We start from the raw sequence: 13,946 nt of genomic DNA on the forward strand, positions 1-13,946 counted from the left end.
CAACTGTCGTTTTTTTGCGACGCAAGGCGTCAACGGACCGACACGCGGGGTTTACTCTTCGTCTTCGTCTTCGTCTTCGGCGTAGAGTTCTTCCAGCAGCGAGGCCCAGGCGTTTTCGTGATTCTCGATCAGCTTGAGCAGGCGCTGGCGGAAATCGAGCAGTTCGCGTTCGAAACGGGCGAAATCGGCTCCGCCGTCGACGCTCTGCGCCGCCCGTTCCAGTCCGAGCAGGGCGTCGCGCAGTTTCACGCTGGCGCCCATCGCGCCCTTGATCTGCTCGCGCGGCTGCGGAATCCAGCTGCGGTCGTTGATCAGCGAGCGGAGTCCTTCGCCGATCTCCAGCAGCCGACGGCGCAGGCGGTCGATCGCGCCGATCTTGCTCGACTTCACCTCACCGAAGACGCTGAGGTCGAGCAGGGCCAGCCAGTCGCGCCGCAGTCCGGCGAGGGTTTCGGCGTCGAAATCGAAGGTGGCGCGTACGCGTGCGGGGTCCAGGGGCATGGTCAGGCTCCGGAAGTGGGGGTTGCGCGCAGGTGCGCGTCGAGGTCGGTCAGTCGCTCGGGGGTGCCAATGTCCAGCCACAGCCCGCGGTGGTGCTCTCCGCCGACGCGACCGGCGGCCATGGCGCGACGCAGCAGCGGAGCGAGCGGGAAGGCGCCGTCGGGGGTGCCGGCGAAGAGTTCGGGGCGGTAGTAGCCGATGCCCGAGAAGGTCAGGCGGGCTTCGCCGGTGTCGTCGACGCGGTCGCCCTGCAGATGGAAGTCGCCGCCGGGATGCTGCGGCGGATTGTCGACCAGCACCAGATGGGCGAGGTCGTCGCCGGGGTCGTGCGGGTAGAGCGGGTGGTCGCACCACACGTCGGCGTTGACCGCGAGAAACGGCGCGTCGCCGAGCAGCGGCAGGGCGCGGCGCAGGCCGCCGCCGGTCTCCAGCGCGGTCTCGCCCTCGTCGCTGTAGGCGATGTGCACGCCGTAGGCGGCGCCATCGCCCAGCGCTGCGCGGATCATGTCGCCGCGGTAGGCGAGGTTGGTCACGACCTCCTTGTAGCCGGCCGCGATCAGGCGGCGCAGGAGATGCACGATCAGCGGTTCGCCGCCCGCCTCTAGCAGCGGCTTGGGGCGGGTGTCGGTGAGCGGCCGCATGCGTTCGCCGCGGCCGGCGGCGAGGATCATCGCGCGCATGGCCGTGCGGCCTCCTGCAGCCGGCGGCGCAGGTCGAGTTGCCCGATCAGCGCGGCGAGCGGCGCGGTCTCGGGATGTCGCGGGGCGACCGCCTCGACGTAGGCGAGCACGCGCGGCAGGTCGCTGAGATAACCCGGCTTGCCGTCGCGGTGCCACAGGCGGGCGAAGATACCGAGCACCTTGAGCTGGCGCTGCACGCCCATGAGGTCGAAGGCGCGCAGGAAGTCGTCGTCCGCCGTCGGCGCGCACAGTCCGGCGGCGACGGCGCGGTCGCGGTAGGCCAGCGCCCAACCGCGCACCCGCGCTTCGGGCCAGCTCAAGTAGGCATCGCGCACCAGGGACACGAGGTCGTAGGCGAGCGGTCCGCGCACGGCGTCCTGGTAGTCGAGCACGCCTGGATTGTGTTCTTCGGTGAGCATCAGGTTGCGCGCGTGGTAGTCGCGGTGCACGAAGATCTGCGGCTGCGCCAAGGCGCTCGCGATCAGCGCCTCGCAGACGGCGTCCAGGGTCGTGCGCTGCGCGCCATCGAGCGTGAGGCCGAGGTGGCGGTCGAGCAGCCAGTCGGGGAACAGCGCCATCTCGCGCGCGAGGAGCGCGTGGTCGTAGTCCGGCAGCCCGGCGCTGTCGGCGGCGGCGATGCGCACGAGGGCGTCGAGGGCATCGCCGTAGAGGGCGTCGACGTTGTCCGCATCGAGCGCGTCGAGGTAGTGGCGTGTGCCGAGATCATCGAGCAGGACGAAGCCGAGGTCCGCGTCGGCCGCGTGCACCTGCGGCACGTGAACGCCCGCGGCGGCCAGGCGTGCGGTGACCTCGAGGAAGGGGGCGAGCTGCTCCTGTGCGGGCGGCGCGTCCATGGCGATGCGCGGGCCGCCGTCGGTGTCGAGGCGGAAGTAGCGGCGGAAGCTGGCGTCGCCCGAGGCCGGGCGCAGATCGCGCGACCCCGGCGCGACTTCGGCCAGCCAGTCCGCGAGCGCGGCGCGGCGCGGGTCTTGTGCGACCTCAGCCATGGTAGCCCTCGCAGCGATAGAAGTAGTAGGTCGTCGCCACCTTTCCCTCCAGCGGGATCGGCAGGTCGCCAGCCGGCGCGCAGCGGGCGAACTTGGCGGTCCAGGCGGGGACATGGCTGTGGAACTGCTGCGGCACCACCAGGATGCCGCGCCCGCCGTCGGCGGCGTTGCCGTACCACAGGGTCATCTGGTGCATCTTGCGGTCGGTGATCTGCACCGGCTGCGGATAGGCATACCAGGCGATGTGGCTGGCGTAGGACCAGTTTCCGGCATAGAGCATGGGGCGCGGGCCGGGTGTCGCGGCCATCTGCGCACGCAATGTCTCGGCCTGCGTGGCGGCGCGGCGCCAACCGTAGAGGTCGGCCAAGGGGTAGGCGTTGGCCTTGAACGGTATCCAGGGATGGATCAGCTCGCTCAGCAGCACGCCGATCAGCAGCACGGAATAGGCCCCCGAGGCGGCGACGCCGATGCGTACCGTGCGCCGTCGCCAGTGGTCGAGCAGCCAGGCGGCGATGCCGATGCTGAGCACCGCCCAGGCCACGGCGGTCCAGTGCGGCAGTGAGACCGTGGTGCCGGAAGAGCCGTCGATGATGACGAACACCGGCACGGTCATCGCCAGCAGCAGGCGGTTGCGTGGGTCGTCGCGACGGCGTAACGCGTGCACCAGGGCGATCAGACCGAAAAGGTAGATTCCGGGGGAGTAGGAAAAGAACTGGATCAGCTGCGACTTGACGAAGTGCATCAGCTGCCAGTGCCGGTCGGGGTCGCTGACATGCAGGATCTGGTAGCGGAAGGACACCCAGTCGTGCGCGGCGTTCCAGCCCAGCACCGGCAGGATCGCCACTAGGGCGATCAGGATGCCGAGCCAGGGCCAGCGCGTGCGCAGATGCGCCCAGCGACGTTCCGAGATCACGAGCCAGATCGCGCTGAACACCAGCGCGACGGCGGTGTATTTGGACAGGCCGGCGAGCCCGAACCACAGGCCGACCCACAGCCAGGCACGCGGCTCGTCCTCGATCAGCGTGCGATGAAGCGCGCCGGCGGCGAGCAGGAAGAAGAGCAGCAGCGGGTCGTCGGGCAGCATCGAGATGCCCATCAGCGACAGGATTACGGCCGACTGCATCACCGCCACGGCGACGAAGCCGAGCCAGGGCGTGCGCTCGGGGTAGAGACGGCGGGCGAGGCGGTAGAGTGCCGCGCCGCTGAGCGTGCCGAGGGCGATCGGCCACAGCCGCAGAGCCAGGTTGGCCGTCGAGAAGGGTTCGACGGTCGCCTGCAGCCAGCCGATCATCGGCGGGTGGTCGAAGTAGCTCCAGGCGAGTTTGGCGCCGTAGAGGGCATAGTGCGAAGCGTCGCCGCTCAGCCCCACACGAGCGCCGGCGGCCAGATGCAGCAGGGTGATCAGGCCGAGCAGCAGCGCGGTGGCCTGCGGAGCGTCTAGATTGAGGAATCGGCGAGACAAGGCTGACCCTTGGATTAGGCTGCGAGGTGGACCCCGAAGGGGCATCACTTTACCAAAGCCGCGGCGGCAATGGCGCACGTCCTCGCGGGCTTGCCAAAGCGGCCGCGGGTTGCTGCAATCGCGGCTTCACAGATACCCGGACAGATACGTGACAGGCGTTCCCAGAGCGACCGTAGACGAGTATCCCGTTCCGCACACCGGAGCCTGGGGCTGGGCGCCGCCGTTGGCTGCGCTGCTCCTCGGTGCGCTCATTGGCGCCCTGGGTGCCAATGCGCGAGTCTTCGAGTGGATCAATCGCCTGCCCGAATACACCGGCGACGCGTTGTGGGCCAATCTGACGATGTTCGGCGATACGGTCCTCGCCTTCGCCCTGGTGTTGCCCTGGGCGCGGCGCCGTCCGGATGTCGTGTGGGCGGTCTTTCTCGCCGCGCTGCCAGCGACGCTGTGGGTCGACGTGCTCAAGCCGCTGCTGCACCATCCGCGCCCGGCGGCGCTGCTGCCGCCGGATCTGGTGCACGTGATCGGTCCGCGGCTGCTCGCCAATTCCTTCCCTTCCGGGCACACGACCACGATCTTCGTGCTTGCCGGGGTGCTCGCGCTGTCGCGCAGCGGTGCCGGCTGGCGCACGGCCTGTCTGGGTTTTGCGGTGCTGATCGGCGCGTCGCGTTCGGCGGTGGGCGCACACTGGCCGCTCGACGAGCTGGGCGGCGCCTTCGGCGGCTGGCTCTCGGCCTGGGCCGGCGTCGCCTGGGCGCGGCGCTGGCATTGGGGGTTGCGGCCGTGGCCGCACCGCAGCTTCACCGCCCTGCTGGTCGTCTGCGCGCTGGCCCTGTTTTTCTACGATGGCGGCTATGCCCAGGCGCGACCGTTGCTGTACCTGCTCGCGACCGCCCTGCTGGTCGGTACGGCGGCCGACTGGATACAGGCAAGGCGCGCCGGCTGAGGTCGGATCAGGCCGCGCTTTGTCGATCCGGCGTTTCCTCGCCAGCGTCGGCAGCGGTCGCCTCCGGGTGCGATAGTTCGATGGCCGCCTGCGAGGTACGCACCAGCGGCACGAATTCGCCCTGCTCCTCCAGCGGCGGGGCGTCGCTGACGCGGTTGCGGTACAGCCCGAACAACCCGAGCAGGGCGAAGGCGGCTGCCAGGTAGACCGGCAGGCTGGCGCTGCCCAGGTGCGACATCAGCACGCCGCCCAGCACCGGCCCGATCACCGCGCCGATGCCGTAGAGCATGAGCAGGCCGGACGAGGCTTCGAGCATGTCCTCGACGCGGATCTGGTCGTTCATGTGCGCCACGCTGATGCCGTAGAGCGTGAACGAGAAGCCGCCGTAGACGAAGGCGATGGACAGCAGCAGCGGCAGGCTGCGCGCGCCGACGGCCGCGATCGCGAGCGCCAGCAGGGCGCCGCCGGCGCACACGAAGAGCAGTACGGTGCGCCGGTCGAAACGGTCGGACAGCTTGCCGAGCGGCCATTGCAGGAAGGCGCCGCCGGCGATGCTTGCGGCCATGAAGGCGCCGATGTGCCCGGTGGACAGCCCGATGCCGTGGCCGAACACGGCGCCGAGCGCCCAGAAGGTGCCGCTGGTGAGCCCGGCGGTCAGCGTGCCGACCGTGCCGAGCGGTGAGAAGCCGACGAGATGGCGCAGGTTCAGGCTCGGGTGCTCGATCGGCGTGGGCTGCGGCACCCGGGTCAGCGCCACCGGGATCAGACCCAGTGAAAACAGCATCGATACCAGGGCGAAAGGCACGAAGCTCTGTACCGGCCCCACGGTCAGCAGCAGCTGGCCCAGGCCCATGGCGAGCAGCGTGGACATGACGTAGGTCGAGAACAGCCGGCCGCGGCCTTCGTTGCTCACCGTGGTGTTGAGCCAGCTCTCCATCACCATGTACAGCCCGACCATGCCGGCACCGTTGACGAAGCGCAGCGCACCCCAGAACCAGGGGTCTACCCACAAGGCATGGGCGATCGAGACCGTCGAGCCGAGCGCGGCGAAGATGGTGAAGGCACGCACGTGTCCCACGCGCCGAATGATGCGCGGACACAGGTAGGTGCCGAGGATGTAGCCGGCGAAGTAGGCCGCCATGACCACGCCGGTGACCTCGCTGCTGAAGCCGGCCAGGCCCGCGCGGATGCCGAGCAGCGAGCCGAGCAGACCGACGCCGGTCAGCAGCACCGACATGCCGAACAGCAGATTGAACAACGAAGCGACGAGTTTCAGCATTGCGCCGATTCCGCGGTGTGAACTGTGTGACTGGCGAAGGGCTGTGCGCCTCCGGACTGGGCGACGGTGTGCGTGCCGCCCGCAGGGACGGGGGCATGGGGGACCGGGGGCGTACTCTAACAGCCCGGGGGCAGGCTTTGAAAGAGTGCCCGCCAGACGGGCGGATCAGATCGACGATATGGCGCGCGCAGCGTCTTCGAAGGCCTCGAAGGGCTGGACGCCGCTGAGCCGACGTTCGCCGAAGACGTAGGTGGGTACGCTCGAGATCGAATTGCGTGCCGCGATCTGGCGATAGCGGGCAAGACGTTCCTCCAGCGACGGATCCGACCAGGCCTGGTCTGGCAGGGATTCGGGCAGGCCGCAGGCCGCGACGATGTCCCGCAGCACCGACTCGTCGCCGATATTGCGGGCGGTTGCGAAGTTCGCGTCGAACAGGCTCCGGTGGAGCCGGTAGAAGGGGTCGCGGCCGAGCGACTTGGCCGCCTCGGCCAGCAGCAGCGCGCGGTGCGAATTGGCCAGGCGGCGATCTGCGGTCAGCGCGAGACCTTCCTCGGCGGCGAGTTCGCCCAGGTTGCGGTTCATGAGCTCGAACTCGGCCTCGCTGTAGGGCAACGTGTCCAGGGCCTGCCCCTCGGGCGGCGTTTCCGGACGCAGCTCGATGAACATCCAGTTGACGCGCAGATCGTAGTGCTCGCCCAGCCGCAGCAGGCGGGCGCTGCCGATGTGGCAGAAGGGGCAGACGTAATCCAGGAAGACGCTGACCTGGACGAGCGGTCGGGCAGCGTCTTCGCCGGAATTCGGGGTGTCATCCACGCACGGCTGTCCGCATCAAGGGTTGATGCATCGATACATGGCGAAGGTCTGGCTGCCGTTCACGGGTTGGCCTTCGGGCACGATGGTGTCACCACCGTTCTTCTGTACAGTGTTGCGCGCCAGAGCTTGTAGGTCATGTTCTACGTCGCGGCGCGGGCGAGGGATGCCGAGCACCGTGGCCGCGACCTGCACGGTCGTCGTGCCGAGCGGCTTGCAGCTGCTGACCTGATCGGGTCTGAGTACACGGGCTTCCTCACCCTGAGGTGACAGCTTGACCCAGGTGCAGCCGGCGGTCAGCGAGGCGATCAGGGCGGAAAGCAGCAGCAGGCGGAGTTTCATGGGCGATCCTTGGGGTGGGCGGGCGGATGGCTGAGGATTTTAGAGCGGCCAGCTTCGGCAAGGAAGCGGTTAGCGTCCCAGCAGGCGTTGCCACAGGTTTCTGCGTCGAGGTGCGACCTGCGGCGGCGTTGCCGAATGGAGATAGGCGAGCAGGGCGTCGGTCTCGGCCAGCAGCGTGTCGGGGTCCTGTTGCGCGGCGGCCTGCACGGCTTCCATGCGTTGTGCCGCCCACAGCCCTGCATAGGGCGCGTCGGCGGGTTTGCCGGGCAGTTTTGGCGCAAGCACGAGGAAGTGGGCCTCGGGGGTGAAGGCGTCGAATTCCACCACCGCGAAGGTGGCGAACAGGGTCACGCCGTAATCGCGGCCCAGCCCGCGGCCGTCGATCTGTGCCAGGAACGGCGCGTCCTCCTCGAAAAACACTCGCGCGCAGGCGGCGATCAGGTCGTGCGATTCGCGGGGTGTGCGCACCCGGTAGTCGCCCACGTAGTCGGCGATGCGGAATTCGCCCAGCAGCGGGCTGGGAGACACGCCAAACTCGGACAGGGCATGGGCGCCGTCGATCACGTATTCGAGGATGGGATGTGGCAGGCGTTGGCTCATCGGAGGCGTTCAGTCATGGTTCAGTCGAACGCGCATAGCCTAGCGGCGTCATCCTCAAATGGACAGGAGAAAGCGCGATGAAAAGCTCAGTCTCACTCAAGTTGACCTTGGCCGCGATTATGGGTGCAAGCCTGGCGGCGCCGCTGGCCGCGCACGCGGACGGGCGCTGGGGCCCTGACCGCTGGGATCGCGATCAGGCGCAACTGGCGCAGCTGGCGCGTGTGGTGCAGGTGCAGCCAATCGTGCGCACGGTGCGGGTGATGGGCCCGGTGGAACAACGTTGCACGACGCGACCGAGCGGTTATGGGCGGTATGACAATACCACCGGTGCGACGTTGGCGGGTGGCATCATCGGCGGCGTGATCGGCAGCCGTCTGGGCGAAGACGGCGGCAACCCGGTTGCCACCGTTGCCGGTGCGATCATCGGTGGGGCCATCGGTCACACGTTGGCGCAGGGCGGGGTTCGCGACGCGCGCAGCGTGACCGTGTGCGAGCCGGTGCGGTCGATGTACCGCGTTGAACAGGTGCGCGGCTACCGGGTTACCTACCGTTACCACGGTCGGCTGTTCGTGACACGCATGCACCACTCTCCTGGGCGCTTTTTGCGGGTAAACTGGAATGGCACTCCGCTGGATTGAGCGGATCATTCGAGGGATGCCCGTAAGCCATGCGCCGACTGCTTTGCTGCGTTCTGCTCGCCTTTTCCGGTACCGTCTGTGCTGCCCCCTTCGATGGAGCATCGCCCCAGGCGCCGGAGCAAACGGCGTTGCCCTGGTTCGCCGAGCGCTTCGTGACGCCGGCGGAGGCGGCCGTCATCGCACGCCGCGAGACGGGGGGGCGGGTGCTGGCCGTGCACCTCGTGGGTGCCGGGCCGGGCGCGCACTACCGGGTGCGTCTCCTGGTCGATGGGCAGATCCGGATCGTGCGCGTGGATGCGCACGACGGCCGACTGCTGCGTTGAGGGCATGACATGCGCGTCCTGTTGGTAGAGGACGATCCCGATCTGAGGGAGCAGATTGCGGCGCGTCTCGGCGAGCAGGGTATGGTGGTGGACGTTGCCGCCGATGGGCGCGAGGGGCTGTATCTTGCCACCGAATATCCCATCGACTTGGCCCTGGTCGACCTGGGTCTGCCCGAACTCGACGGTCTCTCGCTGATCCGCGGTCTGCGTGCCGCGGGGCGCGATCTGCCGGTGTTGGTGCTGACCGCACGGGGGCGCTGGCAGGACAAGGTCGAGGGCCTTGAGGCCGGAGCGGACGACTATCTGGTCAAGCCGTTTCACCCCGAGGAACTGCTCGCTCGCGTACGCGCGCTGCTCCGCCGCTCGAGCGGCTGGGCGCAGTCCGTACTCGCCTGCGGCCCAGTGGTCCTCGATCCGCAGACCCAGCGCGTGACCCTGGACGGCAACCCGGTTGAATTGACCGCTTACGAGTACCGGCTGCTCGAATATCTGATGCTGCACGCCGGCGAGGTCGTGTCCAAGACCGTGCTCACCGAACATCTCTACGCGGAGGACGACGAGCGCGACAGCAACGTGATCGAGGTGTTCATCCGCCGCCTGCGCCGCAAGCTCGACCCGCAGGAAACCCTGCAGCCGATCGAGACCCTGCGCGGCCGCGGTTACCGTTTCACACTGCAGCGCCGCGCGCCGGATGCGCTCGCTTAGACTACGCCTGCTGCTGGCGGCCGGCGCCGTGCTGGCCGCCTTCGTGGTGCTGACCGGCGTGGCGCTGGACCGCGCCTTTTCGGCCGCAGCGATACATGCGCAGGAGGCCAAGCTGCGCGGGCTGACCTATGCGCTGCTGGGGGCGGCGGACATCGATGCGCGTTCGGTACGGGTCTCGCTGCCGCAGCTTGGCGACCCGCGCCTGCAGCAGCCCGGCTCCGGTCTGTACGCGCTGATCGCCGACGCGCGCGGCCACGTGGTGTGGGCCTCGCCCTCCCTGCTTGCGCCGCCCGCCGAGGTACCGCCGCCCGCGATCGGCGCCTGGCGCTTCGCGCGCGAGCGCGGCGCCGCTTCGGATCGTTTCGTATCCGCCTTCGGTGTGCGCTGGACACCGGACAGCGGCGGGCACCGCTACACCTTCGTGGTCGCGGAACAGGCGGCGGCCTATGTGGCGCAACTGTCCGAATTCCGGCGCACGCTCGCATTCTGGCTGAGCGTTGCGGCGGTGCTGTTGCTGCTGGCCCTGGCCGGAGTGCTGCGCTGGGGACTGACGCCGCTCCGCGCGCTTTCCGGCGAACTGCACCGGGTCGAGCGCGGCGAGGTCGAACAGATCGGCGGACGCTACCCGACCGAGCTCGCGCCCCTGGTGTCCGGTTTGAACGCGCTGCTGACCCATGAACGGTCTCGCCAGGGCCGCTATCGCCATGCACTCGACGATCTGGCGCACAGCCTGAAGACGCCGCTGGCGGTGCTGCGCGGTCTCGGCGTGCGCGACGGCCTGACTGGCGAGGCCGAGCGCCGCGTGGCCGAGCAGGTTGGACGCATGGACCAGATCGTGGCCTATCATCTCAACCGGGCGAGCGCGGGTCCGGTCCACGGGCTGATGCCGCCGCTTGCTCTGGCGTCGCCGGTGGCGCGCGTCGTGGCAGCCGTGGAACGCGCCTATCGCGACCGCGGATTGAGCTTCGAAACCGATCTGCCTGCGGGGGTGACGGGGCGCGTTGAGGAAAACGACCTGATGGAACTGGCCGGCAATCTGGTCGACAACGCCGCCAAATGGGCACAAAACAGAATTTTCGTCCGCTTGGCGCGTACGGTCGGTGGAATCGAACTGACGGTGGAGGACGACGGCCCTGGTTTCGGCGACGACAACGCCGAACGCCTGCTGGCTCGCGGCGTTCGCGCCGACCAGCAGGTGGAGGGTCAGGGTATCGGTCTTGCGGTCGTCGTGGACCTGGCGCACACCTACGGCGGCGAGGTGCGTATCGCCCCATCACGGTGGGGCGGGGCCGCGGTCGGCGTTACCCTGCCCAATGCATAAGCGATGCTTGACAGGCACAGGGTGGTGGCTGGTAGTGTGGCCCGCTACGCGCCGCGGCAAGGTGGTTTGCGGCGTATCCTACCCCTCCTCGTGGAGAACCAGCATGAGTTCCAGTCGTAAGCAACGCGTCCTTGCCGGTCTGGCCGGTACCTTCGCCATCGCGGCAGTGTTTGCCCTCGGTATGACGGCGCAGGCCGCGGATACCCAACCCGCTCCGCAGGGATCGGCTCCTGACAAGCAAGTGATGCAGATGGAGCAGCGTTTCATGCAGCTGCGCTCCGAACTGGCGCATACCCAGGAGACGGCGCTGAAGCAACATCCGGAACTGGTCAAGGAAGAGACGCATTTCCGTGAACTGCTGATGTCCACGATGAAGCGCGAAGGCACCGATCCGAAGCCTCAGATCGAAACGCTCAACAAGCTGAGCAAGGAAATCCAGGACAAGAAGACGGACAACGCCAAGCGCGAAACCCTGATCGGCAAGGCTCGTGCGATTCAGGCGATGCTGATCCGCGCGGAAACCAAGGCCATGCAGGATCACAAGGTCGCTGCCGCGCGCAAGAAGCTCAGCGAGGATACGGTGGCTGCCATGCGCAAGGTCAACCCCAAGACCGATGAGATGATTGCCGAGCTTAATGCCATCGGCAAGCGTCTAGCGAGCATGCAGCACGGTCAGGCCAAATAGTGTCTTCCGCGGTCGCCGGTCCATGCCGGAGCCAAGTTCACGGCTGACCGCAGATGATGTTCTGCCGCTCTGGCCGGCGGGCCCATCCCGCCCGCTGGCCGGGCTCTATCTCGAACATGACTTGCGCGCGGCCGCCGGCCGGGCGGTCTTCTGCTATGCCAATTTCGTGGTCAGCCTGGATGGCCGTATCGCGCTTGATGGGCGCGTGCCGGGGAGCATTGCCAATCCGCGCGATTGGCGGTTGTTCTGCGAGTTGGCCGTTCAGGCCGATGCGATGCTGGTCAGCGGCCAGCATCTGCGCGCCCGTGCGCTGGGTGCGGCCCAGGATCTGTTCGCTGTATTTCACGGTGCCGACGGGGCCGAGTTGCGCGCCTGGCGTGCGGCGCAAGGCCTACCACCCTGGCCACGTATCGTCGTGCTGAGTCGTGCCGTGGATTGGTCTCTGCCGTCCGAGGTACCTCCCGAACGTGTGTTGCTGCTAACCGATTCTACGGGTGCGGTCTCCACGGGTGCAGCGCACCTAAGCGCGATTGGAGTCGAGGTATGTACGGCTGGTGAGGTTGCAGTAGAGCCTGCGATCGCAGCCAAAATCCTGAGCGAAATCGGCCTATCCACGGTCTATGCAGTGGGTGGCGCACAGGTACTGCATTGGCTGGCCGCCGGCGGCCTGCTTTCGCGTCTTTATTTGACCCAGGTTCACCGCCTGCTGGGCGGTGAATCCTACGCTGGCTTGATTGAGGGGGCAAAGCTTAGACCCCCGTATGAACTGAGGCTGCACCGTGTGTATTACGATTCAGCCGCACCGGGTGTGGGTGGACAGCTGTACTGCTGCTACCAGGGGGGCGAACCGGATGCGTCGACCCTAAATTGATGCAGGAGGCCCGCATAAATGAAACTCGTGAGTGACAGCCTGACCGATCAGGCGCCCATCGCGCCAGAGTACGCCTTTGGGATTCCCGACGAGCGTCACGGTATGGCGCTGGGTTCGAACCGCAATCCTCATCTGGCCTGGGAGGAGCTGCCGCCGGGCACGCGTACTCTCGTCCTGATCTGCTACGACCCGGATGTGCCGAGCCGGATCGACGAAGTCAATCAGCCGGGCAAGACAGTCCCCGCTTCGCTGCCGCGCGTCGATTTCTTCCATTGGGTCATGGTCGATATTAACCCGAGCCTGCCAGGTATTCCGGCAGGCAAGTGCAGCGCCGCGGTGACGCCTGGCGGCAAGCGTACACCTAACTGCCCGGAGGGTAGTCGGCAGGGGTTAAATGATTACACCACTTTCATGGCCGGGGATGAGCGCATGGCCGGGCTTTATTACGGTTATGACGGGCCGTGTCCGCCATGGAACGACGAAATCGTACATCACTACAATTTTGTGCTGTATGCGACCGATCTGGAGCGCTGCCCGGTAGAGGGGGACTTTTCCGGTGCGGATGTGCTGGCTGCGATCGAGGGGCACGTATTGGCCGAATCCCGCATTGTTGGCCTGTACAGCCTTAATCCCGACGTGCCTGCGGTTTGATATCACGTATCAGGGATGTCGGGAGGGCAACACCCCGGCATCCTGGTTCGTCAGGACTCTCCAGAAGACTGTTCAGCTTCGCTCAGGCTGGCTTGTTGCTGGCTCCAGTAGGCCGAAAGACTGGCCGCGACGGGCAAGGCGAGCAACATGCCGAGGACCCCGTATAAGGCGCCACCGGCAAAAATCGACAGCAACACCATTGCAGGATGAACCTGTACGAAGCGCCCCACCAGAACAGGGGTCAGGATGGTATTGCCGATAAACTCGGTCAAACCGATGGTGCCGAGAATCATAAGGATATGGGATAAGTCGTGGTACTGCAGCACTGCGAGCAGCAGTGCGGGTAGACCGCCGAGGACGAACGAGGCGAAGGGCACCACGCTGACAATCCCCGCCAGTACACCGAGGACGAGACCGAGATCGATGCCGGTCAGTTCGAAGCCGATCGAGTAGCCGCAACCGATGGCCGCCATGACCATCAATTGGCCGTGGATGAAACGTCGGAACACGAGGTCGCTGCTCTGCAGAAATGCCTTGACATGGGCTCGCGCAGGGACACTCAGAAATGACTCAATGCCAGCGCTCAGGTTATGCCAGTCGCGCAGCAGGTAGAAGCTGATGATGGGGACCAGTGCAACCAGAACGGCGACCCGTATCATGCCTGTCGCTGTGTTGAGCAGCGCACTGGGCGCTTCCAGCAGATGCGTACCCAGATGGCGTGCCTGCTGTTCCAGATTACTCGCGATGGCCCCCGGTGCAAGTGGCAGATGCAGCCGGTCGGCCAGGGTGGCCAGGGTGGTGTCCAGCAGATGGGCGTAACTAGGCAGGGCGTTCAGGAAGCGGCTGATTTGCCCCTGCAGGGCAGGGACGAGGCCGAGCAGCAATACCGCGATGCCAGTGAACACAACGATGAAGACCAGCATGATTGCTACCAGGCGCGGCATGTGTCGCTGCAGCCGGTCGACGAGTGGCACCAGAAGGTAGGCAAGCACCCAGGCGAGGACGAAAGGGACCAGTACGCCTTCGATGAGATAGAAGGTCAGGCCCAGAATGAACAGACTTCCGAGCGTGGCAAAGGTACGCATGCTGAACATTACCGGATATTACCTTGCGTGCGCACGGCTGTCC

General features: G+C 66.9%; 17 protein-coding genes. 8 read left to right on the forward strand and 9 right to left on the reverse strand.

What is annotated here, in order from left to right; translation table 11 throughout:
* Positions 1-51: 51 nt before the first annotated feature.
* From BJI67_RS04430 to BJI67_RS04445, 4 genes are read right to left on the reverse strand one after another with little or no spacing between them, the layout of a single operon-like run.
* Positions 52-501 carry a hypothetical protein gene (locus BJI67_RS04430; protein WP_070072006.1) on the reverse strand — a complete coding sequence of 150 codons (450 nt, stop codon included), beginning with the start codon at positions 499-501 and terminating at the stop codon, positions 52-54.
* A 2-nt stretch (positions 502-503) separates the two neighbouring features.
* Positions 504-1,181: an N-acetylmuramate alpha-1-phosphate uridylyltransferase MurU gene (murU, locus tag BJI67_RS04435; protein WP_083250635.1), complete on the reverse strand. Its 678-nt coding sequence runs from the start codon at positions 1,179-1,181 to the stop codon at positions 504-506.
* A complete protein-coding gene (locus tag BJI67_RS04440; protein WP_070072008.1) occupies positions 1,169-2,188 on the reverse strand; it encodes an aminoglycoside phosphotransferase family protein in 1,020 nt (339 codons plus the stop codon). Before BJI67_RS04440 ends, murU begins: the two co-directional genes overlap by 13 nt.
* Positions 2,181-3,650 carry a glycosyltransferase family 39 protein gene (locus BJI67_RS04445; RefSeq protein WP_070072009.1) on the reverse strand — a complete coding sequence of 490 codons (1,470 nt, stop codon included), beginning with the start codon at positions 3,648-3,650 and terminating at the stop codon, positions 2,181-2,183. The genes BJI67_RS04440 and BJI67_RS04445 overlap by 8 nt, the downstream gene beginning before the upstream one ends.
* Positions 3,651-3,798: 148 nt before the next feature.
* Between BJI67_RS04445 and BJI67_RS04450 the strand changes: the two genes are divergently transcribed.
* Entirely contained in the window at positions 3,799-4,593 is a 795-nt protein-coding gene (locus BJI67_RS04450; protein ID WP_070072010.1) for a phosphatase PAP2 family protein, read from the forward strand.
* Between the two features lie 7 nt (positions 4,594-4,600).
* On the opposite strand, the gene BJI67_RS04455 is transcribed toward BJI67_RS04450, so the two are convergent.
* The 4 genes from BJI67_RS04455 to BJI67_RS04470 all read right to left on the reverse strand — a co-directional run bounded on the left by BJI67_RS04455 (position 4,601) and on the right by BJI67_RS04470 (position 7,624).
* Positions 4,601-5,872, reverse strand: a complete 1,272-nt coding sequence (locus tag BJI67_RS04455; RefSeq protein WP_070072011.1) for an MFS transporter — start codon at positions 5,870-5,872, stop codon at positions 4,601-4,603.
* 165 nt (positions 5,873-6,037) lie between these two features.
* Positions 6,038-6,685: a DsbA family oxidoreductase gene (locus BJI67_RS04460; protein WP_070072012.1), complete on the reverse strand. Its 648-nt coding sequence runs from the start codon at positions 6,683-6,685 to the stop codon at positions 6,038-6,040.
* A gap of 15 nt (positions 6,686-6,700) precedes the next feature.
* Positions 6,701-7,024 carry a DUF4156 domain-containing protein gene (locus tag BJI67_RS04465; RefSeq protein ID WP_070072013.1) on the reverse strand — a complete coding sequence of 108 codons (324 nt, stop codon included), beginning with the start codon at positions 7,022-7,024 and terminating at the stop codon, positions 6,701-6,703.
* Between the two features lie 69 nt (positions 7,025-7,093).
* Positions 7,094-7,624: a hypothetical protein gene (locus BJI67_RS04470; RefSeq protein ID WP_070072014.1), complete on the reverse strand. Its 531-nt coding sequence runs from the start codon at positions 7,622-7,624 to the stop codon at positions 7,094-7,096.
* Positions 7,625-7,701: 77 nt separating this feature from the next.
* On the opposite strand from BJI67_RS04470, the gene BJI67_RS04475 reads away from it, so the two are divergent.
* The 7 genes from BJI67_RS04475 (at position 7,702) to BJI67_RS04505 (ending at position 12,818) form a co-directional block, all read left to right on the forward strand.
* The gene (locus BJI67_RS04475; protein WP_070072015.1) at positions 7,702-8,262 is read left to right on the forward strand and encodes a glycine zipper 2TM domain-containing protein; all 561 of its coding nucleotides are present in this window, start codon (positions 7,702-7,704) and stop codon (positions 8,260-8,262) included.
* A gap of 29 nt (positions 8,263-8,291) precedes the next feature.
* On the forward strand, positions 8,292-8,585 hold the full coding sequence (locus tag BJI67_RS04480) for a PepSY domain-containing protein (protein ID WP_070072016.1): 294 nt from the start codon (positions 8,292-8,294) through the stop codon (positions 8,583-8,585).
* A 9-nt stretch (positions 8,586-8,594) separates the two neighbouring features.
* Entirely contained in the window at positions 8,595-9,290 is a 696-nt protein-coding gene (locus BJI67_RS04485; RefSeq protein ID WP_070072017.1) for a response regulator transcription factor, read from the forward strand.
* The gene (locus tag BJI67_RS04490) at positions 9,277-10,611 is read left to right on the forward strand and encodes an ATP-binding protein (RefSeq protein WP_070072018.1); all 1,335 of its coding nucleotides are present in this window, start codon (positions 9,277-9,279) and stop codon (positions 10,609-10,611) included. Before BJI67_RS04485 ends, BJI67_RS04490 begins: the two co-directional genes overlap by 14 nt.
* Before the next feature lie 103 nt (positions 10,612-10,714).
* Positions 10,715-11,296, forward strand: coding sequence for a hypothetical protein (locus BJI67_RS04495; protein ID WP_070072019.1), 582 nt, complete (start codon positions 10,715-10,717; stop codon positions 11,294-11,296).
* A gap of 22 nt (positions 11,297-11,318) precedes the next feature.
* Positions 11,319-12,167, forward strand: coding sequence for a dihydrofolate reductase family protein (locus BJI67_RS04500; protein WP_070072020.1), 849 nt, complete (start codon positions 11,319-11,321; stop codon positions 12,165-12,167).
* An 18-nt stretch (positions 12,168-12,185) separates the two neighbouring features.
* The gene (locus BJI67_RS04505; RefSeq protein WP_070072021.1) at positions 12,186-12,818 is read left to right on the forward strand and encodes a YbhB/YbcL family Raf kinase inhibitor-like protein; all 633 of its coding nucleotides are present in this window, start codon (positions 12,186-12,188) and stop codon (positions 12,816-12,818) included.
* A gap of 50 nt (positions 12,819-12,868) precedes the next feature.
* On the opposite strand, the gene BJI67_RS04510 is transcribed toward BJI67_RS04505, so the two are convergent.
* Positions 12,869-13,903 (reverse strand): AI-2E family transporter, encoded by a 1,035-nt coding sequence (locus BJI67_RS04510; protein WP_197513307.1) that lies wholly within the window; start codon positions 13,901-13,903, stop codon positions 12,869-12,871.
* Positions 13,904-13,946 lie beyond the last annotated feature (43 nt).

This window comes from Acidihalobacter aeolianus (genome assembly GCF_001753165.1).
Classification (GTDB): Bacteria; Pseudomonadota; Gammaproteobacteria; order DSM-5130; family Acidihalobacteraceae; genus Acidihalobacter; species Acidihalobacter aeolianus.

Bases quoted from the DNA above. Each gene is read 5' to 3' on its own strand.
- BJI67_RS04430 (WP_070072006.1), bottom strand. From the start codon at position 501: ATGCCCCTGGACCCCGCACGCGTACGCGCCACCTTCGATTTCGACGCC.
- murU (WP_083250635.1), bottom strand. From the start codon at position 1,181: ATGCGCGCGATGATCCTCGCCGCCGGCCGCGGCGAACGCATGCGGCCG.
- BJI67_RS04440 (WP_070072008.1), bottom strand. From the start codon at position 2,188: ATGGCTGAGGTCGCACAAGACCCGCGCCGCGCCGCGCTCGCGGACTGG.
- BJI67_RS04455 (WP_070072011.1), bottom strand. From the start codon at position 5,872: ATGCTGAAACTCGTCGCTTCGTTGTTCAATCTGCTGTTCGGCATGTCG.
- BJI67_RS04465 (WP_070072013.1), bottom strand. From the start codon at position 7,024: ATGAAACTCCGCCTGCTGCTGCTTTCCGCCCTGATCGCCTCGCTGACC.
- BJI67_RS04470 (WP_070072014.1), bottom strand. From the start codon at position 7,624: ATGAGCCAACGCCTGCCACATCCCATCCTCGAATACGTGATCGACGGC.
- BJI67_RS04475 (WP_070072015.1), top strand. From the start codon at position 7,702: ATGAAAAGCTCAGTCTCACTCAAGTTGACCTTGGCCGCGATTATGGGT.
- BJI67_RS04480 (WP_070072016.1), top strand. From the start codon at position 8,292: ATGCGCCGACTGCTTTGCTGCGTTCTGCTCGCCTTTTCCGGTACCGTC.
- BJI67_RS04485 (WP_070072017.1), top strand. From the start codon at position 8,595: ATGCGCGTCCTGTTGGTAGAGGACGATCCCGATCTGAGGGAGCAGATT.
- BJI67_RS04490 (WP_070072018.1), top strand. From the start codon at position 9,277: ATGCGCTCGCTTAGACTACGCCTGCTGCTGGCGGCCGGCGCCGTGCTG.
- BJI67_RS04495 (WP_070072019.1), top strand. From the start codon at position 10,715: ATGAGTTCCAGTCGTAAGCAACGCGTCCTTGCCGGTCTGGCCGGTACC.
- BJI67_RS04500 (WP_070072020.1), top strand. From the start codon at position 11,319: ATGCCGGAGCCAAGTTCACGGCTGACCGCAGATGATGTTCTGCCGCTC.
- BJI67_RS04505 (WP_070072021.1), top strand. From the start codon at position 12,186: ATGAAACTCGTGAGTGACAGCCTGACCGATCAGGCGCCCATCGCGCCA.
- BJI67_RS04510 (WP_197513307.1), bottom strand. From the start codon at position 13,903: ATGCGTACCTTTGCCACGCTCGGAAGTCTGTTCATTCTGGGCCTGACC.